This window comes from Halomonas sp. DN3 (assembly GCF_024137905.1).
GTDB lineage: Bacteria > Pseudomonadota > Gammaproteobacteria > Pseudomonadales > Halomonadaceae > Halomonas > Halomonas litopenaei.
Window position 1 is genome coordinate 2,096,016 of sequence record NZ_CP099965.1, and the last position, 14,590, is coordinate 2,110,605.

At 62.8% G+C, this 14,590-nt stretch carries 7 protein-coding genes; 4 read left to right on the top strand and 3 right to left on the bottom strand.

Annotated elements, in window-relative coordinates:
* Positions 1-41 precede the first annotated feature (41 nt).
* On the top strand, positions 42-1,880 hold the full coding sequence (ggt, locus tag NKF27_RS09155) for a gamma-glutamyltransferase (RefSeq protein ID WP_253556181.1): 1,839 nt from the start codon (positions 42-44) through the stop codon (positions 1,878-1,880).
* Positions 1,881-1,950: 70 nt separating this feature from the next.
* Here ggt and NKF27_RS09160 read toward each other — a convergent pair whose 3' ends face one another.
* Positions 1,951-3,825 carry a glycerophosphodiester phosphodiesterase family protein gene (locus NKF27_RS09160; RefSeq protein ID WP_108447825.1) on the bottom strand — a complete coding sequence of 625 codons (1,875 nt, stop codon included), beginning with the start codon at positions 3,823-3,825 and terminating at the stop codon, positions 1,951-1,953.
* A 136-nt stretch (positions 3,826-3,961) separates the two neighbouring features.
* Complete coding sequence (gene rraA / locus NKF27_RS09165; RefSeq protein ID WP_253556182.1) at positions 3,962-4,447, bottom strand: ribonuclease E activity regulator RraA; 486 nt, start codon at positions 4,445-4,447, stop codon at positions 3,962-3,964.
* Between the two features lie 1,102 nt (positions 4,448-5,549).
* Between rraA and NKF27_RS09170 the strand changes: the two genes are divergently transcribed.
* Positions 5,550-10,475, top strand: a complete 4,926-nt coding sequence (locus tag NKF27_RS09170; RefSeq protein WP_253556183.1) for an Ig-like domain-containing protein — start codon at positions 5,550-5,552, stop codon at positions 10,473-10,475.
* Between the two features lie 157 nt (positions 10,476-10,632).
* Here the strand turns inward: NKF27_RS09170 and acnB are convergent, their stop codons facing one another.
* Positions 10,633-13,236 (bottom strand): bifunctional aconitate hydratase 2/2-methylisocitrate dehydratase, encoded by a 2,604-nt coding sequence (acnB, locus tag NKF27_RS09175; protein ID WP_253556185.1) that lies wholly within the window; start codon positions 13,234-13,236, stop codon positions 10,633-10,635.
* 251 nt (positions 13,237-13,487) lie between these two features.
* Here acnB and NKF27_RS09180 point away from each other — a divergent pair, with 251 nt between their 5' ends.
* Positions 13,488-13,961: a DUF1289 domain-containing protein gene (locus NKF27_RS09180; RefSeq protein ID WP_253556187.1), complete on the top strand. Its 474-nt coding sequence runs from the start codon at positions 13,488-13,490 to the stop codon at positions 13,959-13,961.
* The gene (locus NKF27_RS09185) at positions 13,958-14,590 is read left to right on the top strand and encodes a tRNA-(ms[2]io[6]A)-hydroxylase (protein WP_253556189.1); all 633 of its coding nucleotides are present in this window, start codon (positions 13,958-13,960) and stop codon (positions 14,588-14,590) included. Before NKF27_RS09180 ends, NKF27_RS09185 begins: the two co-directional genes overlap by 4 nt.

Here is a 14,590-nt window from a genome sequence, read left to right on the forward strand (position 1 = left end):
ATCACAACACTCCCGTCTTTCTCATCACAAAAGGAGCGGTGATGACATCGCGTACTTCGCCAAGGTTGGCGCGTCTGGCGTCTTCCATCGTCTGCGGCAATCTGCTGCTGGCCGGCCTGCTGACCACATCGGCCCTTGCCCAGGAGGGATTCGAATACGCCCGCCCGGACATCTCGCCGGAATCGAGTTCCGGCTACCAGGAGAAGCCCGGCTGGTCGACCGCGTCCTTTGCGGTGGCGGCGGCCAATCCGCTGGCCACCGACGCCGGCTATCAGGTGATCAAGGCCGGGGGCTCGGCCATTGATGCCGCCATCGCGGTGCAGATGGTGTTGACGCTGGTCGAACCGCAATCCAGTGGCATCGGTGGTGGTTCCTTTCTGATGCTGTTCGACGGGGAAGAGGTCCACGCCTTCGATGGCCGCGAAAAGGCGCCGCTGGGTGCCGATGAGGCGCTTTTCCTGGATGCCGATGGCGAGCCGATCGAGTTCATGACCGCGGTGGAGAGCGGGCGTTCGGTGGGGGTGCCCGGTACCTTGAGGATGCTGGAGCTGGCGCACGACGAATACGGCGAGCTGCCGTGGAAGTCGCTGTTTGCGCCGGCCATTACCCTGGCCACGGAAGGTTTCGAGATCAGCCCGCGGCTGCATCAGAGCCTGGCGTCGACGCCAGGTCTCGCCGAGGACGAGATCGCCGGGGCCTACTTCTTCGATGACCAGGGCGAGCCGCTGAAGGCGGGAACGACCCTGCGCAATCCCGCCCTGGCGGCGATTCTGACCAAGGTGGCCGAGGAGGGCAGCTCTGCGCTTCACACCGGAGAGTTCGCCGAGGATCTGGTGTCCCGGGTGCAGAATCACCCGGAATTGCCCGGAACCCTGAGTCTCGAGGACATGGCGGGCTACGCTGCGCTCGAGCGTGAGCCGCTGTGTACCCCCTGGCGTGACTGGGAGGTCTGCGGCTTTCCGCCGCCTTCATCGGGACACCTGACCGTGATGCAGATACTCGGCATGATGGAGGCCCTGCCGGAGATCGAGACCGCCATCCACGAGGGCGTGCCCACGGTGGATTGGCTGCATCCGTTTCTCGAGGCGTCGCGCCTGGCCTTTGCCGATCGCGGCCGATACATCGGTGACAGCGACTTCGTCGAACCTCCTGGCGGCGACTGGAATACGCTGCTGGCACCCGACTATCTGGCCAAGCGCGCCGAGCTGATCAAGCAACAGAGCATGGGCAGCGGCGAAGCGCGCCCCGGTAACCCCGGTTCGCTGGAGACCGCCTACGCCTCCCAGCCCCAGCAGCCCGAGCACGGCACCAGCCATATCAGCATCGTCGACCCCCGGGGTCAGGCGGTCGCCATGACCTCGAGCATCGAGCAGGCGTTTGGTTCGCGCATCATGGCCAACGGTGGCGGCGAGCTTGATGGCGGCTATCTGCTCAACAATGAGTTGACCGACTTTTCCTTTACCCCGACAGATGAGCAGGGCACACCGATCGCCAACCGGGTGCAGCCCGGCAAGCGGCCGCGTTCGAGCATGAGTCCGACGCTGGTGTTCGAGCGTGAGAGCGGCGAGCTGGTAGCGAGTCTCGGGTCTCCCGGAGGCGCGGCGATCATCCACTACACCGCCCAGACGCTGGATGCCATGCTTACGCGTGGTGTGGACGCCCAGCAGGCGCTCGATCTGCCCCATGCGATCACCACCGGTGGCACCGTCTATCTGGAGCAGGGCCGCTTCCCCGAGGCCACGCTGAGCGATCTGCGGGGGCTTGGCCACGAGGTCGAGACTCGCGAGTTGACCAGCGGTCTGCAGGCGCTGAAGGTCACCGAAGACGGCTTCTATGGGGGTGCCGACCCCCGCCGTGAAGGCGTCGTGATGGGCGACTGAGGCGCGCCATTCGCTCCGCGGACTGATGTTGCCCCCGCTCCCGGCTACCGCCGGGGCGGGGGTTCTTCGTTCAGTCATCGGCCAGCCAGTGGCGCAGCTTGGTCAGCAGTAGCTCGGCGTCGCTCATCCTGCGTCGTTCGCGCAGCAGCGCGCTGAGTCTTTCAGGGCGGTCGGTGATGATGCCGTCCACGCCCATGTCGATAAGTCTGGCCATGCGGCCAGGATCGTTGACCGTCCAGGCGTAGAGCGGCGTCTGGTTGAGGTGGGCGCGTCGCAGTTGATCATCGTCGATCTGGCTGTTGCGCAGCCCGAGCCCGTCGAAGCGACGCTGCGGCAGGCTGCCGGGCAGGGCCCACTCTGCCAGCAGCAGTGTCCTGGCGCGAGGCTCCTGGGCGTCGATCAGGTGGATCTGACGGTACGACAAGGACGCAAGCCAAGTGGTCTCGAATAGCCTGGGATCGCCACAGATCATGCGTGCCAGGCGGTCTTCTGCCTGGTCTCGGCAGTGCAGACGCCAGCGGCGTTCGGCGTCAAGCTCTGCCACGACCGCCTCGATCAGCGCCTGTTCCTGGCCACGGCTCGGCTTGAGCTCGATGATCAGGTCGGCGCGGCCACGCACCGCAGCCAGGGCCTGGTCGAGCCTGGCCAGGCGTTCGCCGGCGAAGGCATGGCTGAAGCCTGATCCGACATCCAGCGTTGCCAACTCCTGCCAGTTCAGGTCGGTGACCCGCCGCGGGTCACCGGCAAGACGCTGCAGCGTGGCATCGTGGCTCAGCACCACGCTGCCGTCGGCACTCAGGCGTACATCGATCTCGATCTGATCGGCGCCGTCTTCCAGGGCCTGGCGGATGGCTGACAGGCTGTTTTCCGGCGCTACCTCCGAACTACCCCGGTGGGCGATCACCTCGACCTCGTCATTGAGCTCCTGTCGCTCCACCATCAGCCACGCCTGGGAGACAGCGAATACCAGGATGCCGACCTCCACCGCCCAGGCCAGCCGCCCCGGGTGGGCGTCTGCCGGTGGGGGATCGGGGCGCGGCAGTCGATGGGCGCGGCGCAGGTACAGGCAGGTCGCCAGCAGGGCGTTGAGCACGATCACCGCGAAGGCGACACTGAGCGTCAGCAGGGTCGCGGCGGTGACCACCAGCAACATGGTCGTGATGACCACCGCGCCGATCTCGGGCAGTGTCGACAAGAGGGGGGCGACCCAGGCGCTGAAGGCGATCGACACCGCCGACGGCAGCACCAGCAGTACCGCCAGCATCGAAAAGATGACCCGCGCAAGTCCCCCCTGGCGGTGCCGGGTCAACTGGTAGCTGCGGCGCATCGCTGCGACAGGCGAGAGACCCTCCAGTACCACGCAGGGCAGCGCCAGCCACCATCGGATGTAGAGTCGCGCCGCCAGCGCGGCCCAGAGTCCGACCAGCGGAAGCAGGGTCGAGGTGTAGAGCCAGAAGGCCGGTGGGCGCACCCGCCGCACATAGTAGGGATCCAGGTGACCGAGCAGGGAATCGTGGACCAGGCTGGCACAGGCGGCGACGAGGGTCAGGGCCAGCAGGTGAATCGACACCTGCAGGCTGGCGAGGCCCAACAGCCTGGGAAGACGATGCAGGCTCTGCCACAGGGCGATCAAGGCCTGGCGCGCGTGGGAGCCCTGGCGCTCCACCGCCACCAGCATCATCCCGGCCTGCTGCAGGTAAAGCAGCGTCAGCAGGATGACGGCAAAGGCGAGGATCCAGCTGAAGCCCAGCGGGGACAGCAGCAGCTCGACCGCATCCACCGTGGTGACCAGGGGGCGGCCAACCCGGGAAAGCCAGCCGGCCAGCAGCCAGCCCATGGCCGGCAGCAGTGCGGCCGAGGCGAACAGCGTGAACAGCAGATGGTAGGCCAGCAGGGGACGCAGGTGGTCGTGCAGGCTGGTGTAGACATCCCTGGCAAGCGTCATGACTCTATCGTCTGCCGTTGGGTGTTGGCGGAAGGAGCGGGCGCAACCTTGCGCCTGGCGCCCCGTGAGGCAGCGATGGCGTCAGCATTTGCGACGCCACCGCTGTGGTGATGAAAGAAGGAAGGATGATCGCCCGTCAATCGAGTTCGAGGCGGGACTCGGCGACCAGGATGCCGTTGTTGTCGGCGTAGACCCATTGGCCTGGCGTGAAGTCGACACCGGCGAAGGCGACGGGAACATCACGCTGACCTTCGCCGCGCTTTTCGCTCTTGCGCGGGTGGGCGCCGAGCGCCTGGATGCCCAGGTCGGTCTCCGCCAGGATGTCCACGTCGCGCACGCAGCCGTACATGATCACCCCGGCCCAGCCATTACCGGCGGCCTGTTCAGCGAGCATGTCGCCGAGCATGGCGCAGCGCGTAGAGCCGCCGGCGTCCACCACCAGCACCGCTCCGTCGCCTGGTTCGGCGACCGCCTGCTTGACCAGTGAGTTGTCTTCGAAGCACTTGACCGTTTTCACGGGGCCAAAGAAGGCCTCCTGGCCCCCGTAGTTGACGAAGATCGGGTCGCACACCGCCACTTCGGGGTAGGCGTCGCAGATATCGGGCGTGACAATCTGGGTCATGGGAGCGTCTCCGTGGCTAGTCCTGGCATGATGCCACAGGTGTCGATGTTATCCAGCCCCCGGGGGATGTGGGGCTGAGGAGGTCGAGCGAGGTGGCCCGTCGTCGTTCTGCAAGGTCCTGCAGGGGGGCTGAGTGCGACAGATGCCGGCAGACCCGGCCCGACGATGGGTATCTTCAGCGCTACAGCCGCCAGAGCATCAGCAAAGCGGGTACGTCCCCTCGCAGGTTCCACGACGGATTGCACGCGAATATGAGTCAAGGGGGCGGTGCCCTGAGGACTGATACCTGGGTGCGCCTTTCTGAGGATTCGCTTCCAGGGGATCTTCGCCGTCCCTCTACTCACCCATGTAGCCTTGAACGGAATGGTTGTCTTGTTTCTAGCACAAAGTGTGCGCATATGTTTTAAAAAATATGCTTTTTTATCATTCGATTTTTCGTTTTATCGTCGCTTGAAGATCCGTTTTTTAGAAGACGGTAGAGTCGATGCTTGGGCAGTTATAGGTAATGTCTTATCAACTGTGCTTGAGGCGTCATTTTATATTCTGAGGAGAGATGTTGTTTCATCGTTGTGGTGCCGTCTCACTCCTATAGTATGAAGATATATTTCAGATGCTTCCTTTCTTATGGAGAGCTTTTTCCCGTTGCCGTTCGACTATGTTTCTGGAAATTCGGCGGTGGCATGGTTAGAGGATTTAGCAATATCTGGCGGGGATTTCTCATGCTTGAAACACCAGAGCTGCGGTCGTGAATCGAGGAAATAGCGTGGAGGAGCAGGGATCTTGGGGAAACCCTCTCTTTGGTAAGTACTATGCAGCGATGAAGGATAGATGGCGACCAATGATGTTGGCGCTGAAGCCGTGTGAACCCTCTTGTCTGATAGAGCAGCAAGTCTTTCTGTACGTGAAGGGGGAGGCGGATAGCTTGCCTGTTTCTGCCTAAGCTATTGCCGATGAAGAAGTTCGGACACCATAAATCGTTGTGTGCGCATATCTTTTGCCATGGGAAATGTGTAGCTCGGCTGAGTCGGAGCGGCGTGTGGATATCGCACGGCGGCGCGTCAGTCATATCTCGTTGTTGTCAGTGACACGTGGGGAACACAGCATGGCGAATCAGAATAGCGACTTCATGGTGGATGAGGCGGGGCTGGACGACGGCACCCGGGCAGGCTCCGTTGCGACCTCGGCAGGAGGTGTTTACGAACGGCCACCCGGGGGGCAGATCGACAGCTTTGTCGTCAATGGCGTCGATCTGACCGGAGGCGGTAGCCTCAGCGGCGATTTTGGTACTCTCACGGTATCGGTGGACGGCCAGGGCAACTATCGCTGGGACTACCTGTTGACCGATAACACCATCGATCACCGATCCCAGGGGCGTGGTGAAGAAGACATCAATGATCCGTTCAGGGTCGAAGTAAACAGTAATAGCCAGGGCACGCGAACCGAAAACCTGCGGATTTTTGTGAAGGATGACGTGCCCGAAGCCACCGCCACCGGGCCTGACTCGGTGGCCGAAGGTGAGGTGGCGAGCGGCACCTGGTCGGTCAATGCCGGCGCGGATGGCCTGCGCGAAATGCGCGTCTACGTGTCCGAGGAGGTGGGCTTCTATCGTCTGGACACACCCATCGAGCTATCGGTGGGCACTCTGATCGTCAACTCGGATGGCACCTGGGAGTTTACGGCCAAGGATGGACTCGATCAGAGCACCAATCCCGAGCTCGAATTCACCTTGAGACCCATCGATAATGACGGAGATCGGGGGCGAGCCAAGGTCACGGTTGAGATCACTGAAGGTGATAGCACCACCCCGCCTACTACGAGCGACTTCAGCGTGGATGAAGCGGGGCTGGCTGACGGCACCAGCGCGGGGTCGGCTGCGACCTCGGCTTCAGGCGTCTATGAAGCTCCGGCCGGGGGGCAGATCGACAGTTTCGTGGTGAACGGTGTTGACCTGACGGGAGGGGGAAGCCTCAGTGGCGATTTTGGCACCCTGACCGTGTCGGTGGATGGTCAGGGCAGCTACAACTGGACCTATCAGTTGACCGAAAACTCCGACGATCACCGTTCTCAGGGGCGCGGCGACGAAGGCGTCAATGACGCGTTCAAGGTAGAAGTGAGCGGCGCTAGCCAGGGGACGCAAACCGACAACCTGCGGATTTTCGTCGAGGATGACGTGCCTGATGCCACCGCCACCGCGCCGGACTCGGTGGTCGAAGGAGAGGTGGCCAGCGGCACCTGGTCGATCAACGCAGGCGCTGATGGTCTGCGCGAAATGCGCGTCTACGTTTCCGAGTCGTCAGGTTTTTACCGTCTGGACACGCCTATCGAGCTGTCGGTCGGGACCCTGACCGTGAACTCTGACGGCACCTGGAGGTTCGAGGCCAAGGAGGGACTCGATCACAGTACCAATCCCGAGCTCGAATTCACCCTGAGGCCGATCGACAATGACGGTGATAGGGGGCGGGTCAAGGTCACCGTGGACATTACTGAAGCCATGGATACCGGCCCGACCACCCCGTCAAGCGACGGTGACCCCAATACCGTTTCGCCCTCTGTGGTGGTGGACGAGGATGGCCTGCCCGAGGGCAATGCCGGCGGACCTGGCGATGTAGCCGGTGAGGCCACCGTCGTCAGTGCGCAGCTAGGTTATGATTTTGGTGCAGACGGACCCGCCTCCAGCGGCGCCTTCACCTGGACCACCGATGGCCTGCCGACCAACTTGCAGAGCCAGGGAAACACGGTTGTCTATGAGGTCTCGGCTGACGGCCTTAGCCTGACCGGGCGTGACGAGGTGACGGGCGAGGCCGTGTTCACGGTGGTCAGGGCGGATGATTCGGATCTGGTGACGGTGTCCCTGTTGCGCCCGCTGGATCACTTCGCCACCGGAACCGAAGACGATATCGACCTGGCGCTGGGCTATGTGGTCAAGGATGCCGAAGGCAGCGAGGCCAAGGGCTACCTGGAGGTCACTGTCGACGACGACACTCCGCTGGTCGTGGACGACAATTCCAGTACCGAGGTGGGCCAGGCGGTGACCAAGGATGTGCTGGCCAACGACAGCCCGGGCGCCGATCTCGGCCATCTGGTCGAAGCCGAAGTCGTGTCCGGCGATGGGCAGGTGGTGATCAACGACGATCACACCTTGACCTTCATTCCGGATGATGGCTTCACCGGCAGTGCGAGCATCAAGTACAAGGTGCTGGATTGCGACGGTGATCCGATGGTGGGCCACTGGTACGTCGACGTCATCGACGGTGGCGGCACTGGACCCACCACTCCCGATAGCGACGGCGACCCCAATACCACTGCACCTAACGCTGTTGTCGATGAAGATGGCCTGCCTGGCGGCATTGCCGGTGGCATCGAGGATGTCCACGGGGAGCGCACCGTGGCGACCGGCTCGCTGGGCTACAGCTTTGGTAGCGCCGGGCCAGGCAGCTTTGCCTGGAGCACTGTGGGGCTACCTGCCCTGACCTCCGGCGGCAGTCCGGTCAACTGGTCGCCGAGCAGTAACGGACTCTCACTTACCGGCTCCGACAGCAGTGGTAATAGTGTCATTTCGGTGCAATTGACCGACATCGCCAGCGGTAGCTACCGGGTGGTGCTGACCAGGCCGCTGGATCACTCCGACCCCAATGTCGAGAGCGATATCGATTTCAGTGTTGGCTACACCATCACCGATAGCGCCGGCGACAGCGCCACGGGCAGCATCGATATCACCATTGATGACGACATGCCGGTCACCAACGCCGACAGCGCCACCACCGACAACGATGGCAGTGTCACCGTCGATGTGCTCGGCAACGACGACTTTGGCGCGGATGGCTCCGGCGGCATCACCAACGCCACCGTCCAGGGCGGCGCCGGCGTCGGTACCGTCACGGTGAATCAGGACGGCACTCTGACCTTCACTCCCGACCCCGGTTTTGTCGGCAACGCCACCATCAATTACACCGCCACGGATGGGGACGGCAGCGCTGTCAGCGGCAGCCTCAGCGTTGCGGTCGGCGATAGCGGTACCGGACCCTCCACGCCAGAGACGGACGGCTCGGATCCGGTGGTCGCGGTGGTGGATGAAGATGGCCTGCCCGGAGGAATCGCGGGCGGTAGTGGTGACGCCGCGGGCGAGGCGGTCGTGGTTACCGGTCTGCTGGGCTACAGCTTTGGCGACGACGGTCCCGCAGCCGGTGGTGGCTTCGCCTGGGGCGCCGACTCTTCGGGTCTGCCCGCGCAGACATCTGACGGTCAGGATATTCGCTACTTCCTGAGCAGCAATGTCCTGTCCCTGGTGGGTCTTGATCAAGCCGGCAACCGCGTCATCGCCATCGACATGCTGGATGCTTCCACGGGCCAGTACCGGGTCGTGCTTTCCCAGCCGCTCGATCACCCGGTGGCGGACATCGAGGACGATCTGCGCTTCAACGTCAGCTACACCGTGACCGACAGTGATGGAGACACGGCGCAAGGCAATCTGGTCGTCGTGGTCGATGACGACTCACCTCAGCCTTCAGCGGTCCAGGCCGGTGTGTTGACCGATGGCGCTACCGATGACATCAGTTTCTTCGGGGCCGACGGCGCCGGTTCACTGACCTTCGGTGCATCATTGGCGGGTACCCAGGTGACAAGTCCGAGCGGCTTGCCGGTCAGAACCTCGGGCGGTGAAACTCTCACCTACCAGCTCAGTGGTGACGGGCTGACCCTTCAGGCAACCACCGCTGGCGGTTTCGTGGCATTCGAAGTCAGTCTGGCTGCGGATGGCTCCAGCTATACCGTCGATGTCTTCGATGACGGCATTGCCGCCATCGGGCAGTCGAGTCTCGAGCTCAGCGAGGCCACCAAGGAGGTTGTCGTTCCCTTCCAGACGGGGACAGGTGCTACCGGATTCGGGCATCGCTACCTCGCTTTCGACAACGGCGACGTCGCCCCGGATGTACTAGTATCTGCCTGGTCGGTCGACGATGGCATGAGTCGGCCGACCTTCCTGAGGACCCAGGGGGATAACTTCGTGGCGGTGGGTGGCGATACCCTGACCGGCCAGAACGAGATCACTCGTATCGATTTTATCGACGATCTCGCCTTCTCCAGCAATAGTCCCAACTGGGAAGATCATCGTGGGGTCAATTTCTTCAGCGACGTCGTGTTTCGCGCCGAGCGGATGGAATTCCCGATGCTCACGATCAAGGCCATTGGCCTGGCGCCGGATGGCAACGCCACCAGTGGGCATCCCTACGAAGTGGGCCAGGAAAACGTGCTGACCCTGAGCAGCGGCGATATTCGCTTCTTTGACACCAGCGGTCGCGACGTCACCTCGAGCCTGGATATTACCGAGTTGGACGACGGCTCGCTGCGAATCATGAACATCCCGAGTGGTTCTCGATTCGAGCTGGCAACCGACCAGCCGTTCGAAGCGCTGGAATTCAAGGGATTGCATGACTGGTACGCGTTTGGTCTGAGTGGTGACTTCGAGTATTCGTGGCTGGAGAAGGGGGATGGGTCTGGTTCGAACAACGGCCAGCTGACACTCCCGGTGGAAGGCGCGGATGGCGATGGTGACACGGTCAGCGGAAGCCTTGAGTTGACCTTGCCGTCTGCTGGGTCTGCCAGTGCAGCAACGGCGTCGGCTCGTAGCCTTGATACCAGCGCCAACGATGATGGTGACGGTGAAATCTGGGCAGCCGTCGGTGCTGATACCATCGTGCTCGATCTGGGAGATGTAGGCACTGCCTCCAGTCCCTCTTCGGTCGTGGTGAACAACTTCACCCTGGGAGATACTGCGACAAACGCCGACGCGGACACCCTGGACCTGTCTGACATCCTCGACGACGCCACCGATGAAGACGTCTCTGCGTACCTCTACGCCAGCCAGGAGGGCAGTAATACCGTGCTCTCGGTGAAGACGGACGGTGGCATAGGAGCGAGTGGCGACGGGGCCGACCAGGTGATCACCCTCACCGAGGTCAGCATGGGCGGTGCTTCCAGCGACAGCTTCCTCGACAAAATGGTGCAGCACGGACAGCTCGACGTGGAATAATCACAAGAAGGTATGAAAAAAGCGCCCCGAGGAAGTTTTCCTCCGGGGCGCTTCTTGTTTCCGGATGTCTTTCCGGAAATTTCCGTGATAACCGCGTTCCAATCTCTTGGCACTGGTGAGGCCCGATCAGGGCCTCACCTGGCGATCGCGGCCTGGCTCAGGCTTCCTGAGCCACCGGGATCACGTTCGAGGCGGCTTTCTGGTACTCCTCGATTTCGTGGAAGTTCATGTAGCGATAGATCTCGCCGGCCATGGCGTCGAACTCGCCCATGTAGCGGCGGTACTCATCGACACTCGGCAGGCGACCTTCCACGGCGGCCACGGCGGCCAGTTCGGCGGAGGCCAGGAAAACGTCGGCACCATCACCCAGACGGTTGGGGAAGTTGCGGGTGGAGGTGGATACCACCGTGCTCTTGGCGGCGACGCGGGCCTGGTTACCCATGCACAGCGAGCAACCCGGCATTTCCATGCGCGCGCCGGCACGGCCGTAGATGCCGTAGTAGCCTTCCTCGGTCAGCTGGTGCTGGTCCATCTTGGTAGGCGGGGCGAGCCACAGCTTGGTCTTCAGGCTGCCGGCGGGCTGCTTCTCGAGCAGCTTGCCTGCGGCGCGGAAGTGGCCGATGTTGGTCATGCACGAACCGATGAACACCTCGTCGATGCTCTGACCTGCCACCTCGGACAGCAGACGGGCGTCGTCCGGGTCGTTGGGGGCGCACAGTACCGGCTCCTTGAGCTGCTCCAGGTCGATCTCGATGACCTCGGCGTACTCGGCGTCGGCGTCGGCGCGCATCAGGCTCGGGTCGGCCAGCCACTCTTCCATGGCCAGGATGCGACGCTCGATGGTGCGCTTGTCACCGTAGCCATTGGCGATCATCCACTTGAGCAGGGTGATGTTCGACTTCAGGTACTCGGAGACAGAGTCTTCGGACAGGGTGATGGTGCAGCCCGCCGCGGAGCGCTCGGCACTGGCATCGGACAGCTCGAAGGCCTGCTCGACGGTAAGATCCTCGAGGCCCTCGATCTCCAGCACGCGACCAGAGAAGGCGTTCTTCTTGCCGGACTTCTCGACGGTCAGAAGGCCCTGCTGGATGGCGTAGTAGGGAATGGCATGGACCAGGTCACGCAGGGTGACACCAGGCTGACGCTTGCCCTTGAAGCGCACCAGGATGGACTCCGGCATGTCCAGCGGCATGACACCGGTGGCGGCGGCGAAGGCCACCAGGCCAGAGCCCGCCGGGAAGGAGATGCCCATCGGGAAACGGGTGTGGGAGTCACCGCCGGTGCCGACGGTGTCCGGCAGCAGCATGCGGTTCAGCCAGGAGTGGATGATGCCGTCGCCCGGGCGCAGCGATACGCCGCCACGGTTCATGATGAAGTCCGGCAGGGTGTGGTGGGTTTCCACATCGACCGGCTTCGGGTAGGCGCTGGTGTGGCAGAACGACTGCATCACCAGGTCCGCCTGGAAGCCCAGGCAGGCCAGGTCCTTGAGCTCGTCACGGGTCATCGGACCGGTGGTGTCCTGAGAGCCGACGGTGGTCATCTTCGGCTCGCAGTACATGCCGGGACGCACGCCTTCCAGGCCGCAGGCCTTGCCGACCATCTTCTGGGCCAGGGTGAAGCCCTTGCCGGTGTCCTTGGGCTGCTCGGGCAGGCGGAAGACGTCGGACTGCTCCAGACCCAGCGCCTTGCGGGCGTTGTCGGTGAGTCCGCGACCGATGATCAGCGGGATACGGCCACCTGCGCGGACCTCGTCGAGGATGACCTGGGTCTTCAGCTCGAAGGTGGAGATCACTTCGTCGGTGTCGTGACGGCAGACCTTGCCTTCGTAGGGGTAGACGTCGATGACGTCGCCCATTTCCATCTTCGACACATCCATCTCGACCGGCAGGGCGCCGGCGTCTTCCATGGTGTTGAAGAAGATCGGGGCGATCTTGCCGCCGAAGCAGAAGCCACCGGCACGCTTGTTGGGCACGTTGGGGATGTCGTCGCCGAAGAACCACAGCACCGAGTTGGTGGCGGACTTGCGCGAGGAACCGGTACCCACCACATCGCCGACGTAGGCGACCGGGAAGCCCTTGGCCTTGACCGCTTCGATCTGCGCCATGGGGCCCTTGGTGCCGGGGACTTCGGGCTCGATGCCGTCACGCTCGTTCTTGAGCATGGCGTTGGCATGCAGCGGAATATCCGGACGTGACCAGGCGTCGGGGGCCGGGGACAGGTCGTCGGTGTTGGTCTCGCCGGGCACCTTGAACACGGTCAGGGTGATCTTGTCGGCCAGTGCCGGCTTGGACAGGAACCATTCGGCGTCGGCCCAGGACTGCATCACGTCCTTGGCCACCTCGTTGCCGGCCTTGGCGCGGTCGGCGACGTCGTGGAAGGCGTCGAACATCAGCAGAGTGTGCTTGAGCTGCTCGCCGGCTTCCTTGGCAAGCTCAGCATCATCGAGCAGTTCGACCAGGGTCGCGATGTTGTAACCACCCTGCATGGTGCCCAGCAGCTTGACGGCATGCACCTTGTCGATGAGCGGAGATTCGGCTTCGCCCTTGGCCAGGGCGGTCAGGAAACCGGCCTTGACGTAGGCGGCCTCGTCCACCCCGGGCGGAACGCGGTTGGTCAGCAGATCGAGGACAGTCTCTTCTTCTCCGGCGGGCGGCGCCTTGAGCAGTTCGACCAGTTCGGCGACCTGTTCGGCGTTCAGCGGCTTGGGGGGAATGCCTTCCTGGGCACGCTCTTCGACATGTTGGCGATAGGCTTCAAGCACGTGGGGGCCCTCATTGGTTTGTGGTGGTCACGCTCGAACGCGTCTCGCTCGAACGTGAGGGACACGCTGTCAACGGTGGCCGGGATTCTAGAATAAACTGTCGACAATGTTAAGAGAGCCCGTCATGACGGGCTTTGAACTTTGGTCGCCGAGGCCGGTTCGTGCCTATTCGACTGGGGTAGGGGTGTGTCCGCTCGAGGCAGGCGTTACCATGTGCCGATTCAATTTTTAGCACGATGAGGTGTCCGACGATGACCCAAGTTGTGGTGTCGCCCTGCGTCGGGCTGTGTTCGACCACGGTGGGCGATAACGTCTGCCGTGGCTGTCAGCGCCATGATCAGGAAATTCTGCGCTGGTTCTCGCTGGATGGCGATGAGCGCGAGAGGCGGATCGGGGAACTGGACGCTCTGCGTATCGAGGTGGCCGCGAATTTCGTCGAGGTGATCGACGAAGACCTGCTGGAGCGCCAGATGCGACGCCATCGCGTGCGTTTTCGTTCGTCTCAGCCGGCGGCGTCGCGTGTGATAGAGCTGCTGAGGGTGGGGCGTGATCGTATCGGCGACCTGGCAGCCTACGGTATCGTGCTGCGCCCAGGTGTGCCGGACCAGCCTCAGCAGTTGTACGCCGCCATCAGCCAGGCCCTTCAGCAGGCCGCCGAAGAACGTCGGACACTTCATCTCGAGTCCGGGCCCGATGGGGCCCAGCAATGGAAACCGCTTTCATGAATGTCACCATCAGCCCCGACCATGACACCTCGCTGCCTGAGGAGCTTCTCGAGTTCCTGCCGTGTGCGACGCCGAATGCATGGGTCGAGTGGGCGCTGGACAATGAAACCCTGTTGTTGATCGATCACGCCCAGTGCGAGAAGAAAGCGGCGTCCACGGCCATGAGTCTGATGTATCGCTACGTGGATCACGTCGACCTGCTGACCAAGATGTCGCAATTGGCTCGTGAAGAGCTTCTGCACTTCGAGCAGGTCGTGAAAATCATGCGCGCCAGGGGGATTGAGTACCGCCATCTCAGCGCATCGCGCTATGCTGAAGGACTGAGGGAACTGGTCAGGCGCGATGAGCCGGAGCGTCTGGTGGATGTGCTGATCGTCGGTGCCTTGATCGAGGCGCGCAGTTGTGAACGCTTTGCGCGACTTATTCCACATCTCGACGACGAACTTGCCAAGTTCTACCGAGGTCTGGTTAAGTCGGAAGGACGCCACTTCGAGGACTACATCACACTGGCGAGCCAGCTTTCAGACGCGCCGATAGAAGCGCGCATTGCGGTCTTCAAGGCCCGCGAAGAGCAACTTGTGACGACCCCGGACGTCGCCTTTCGATTTCACAGCGGTGTGCCGGCCTGA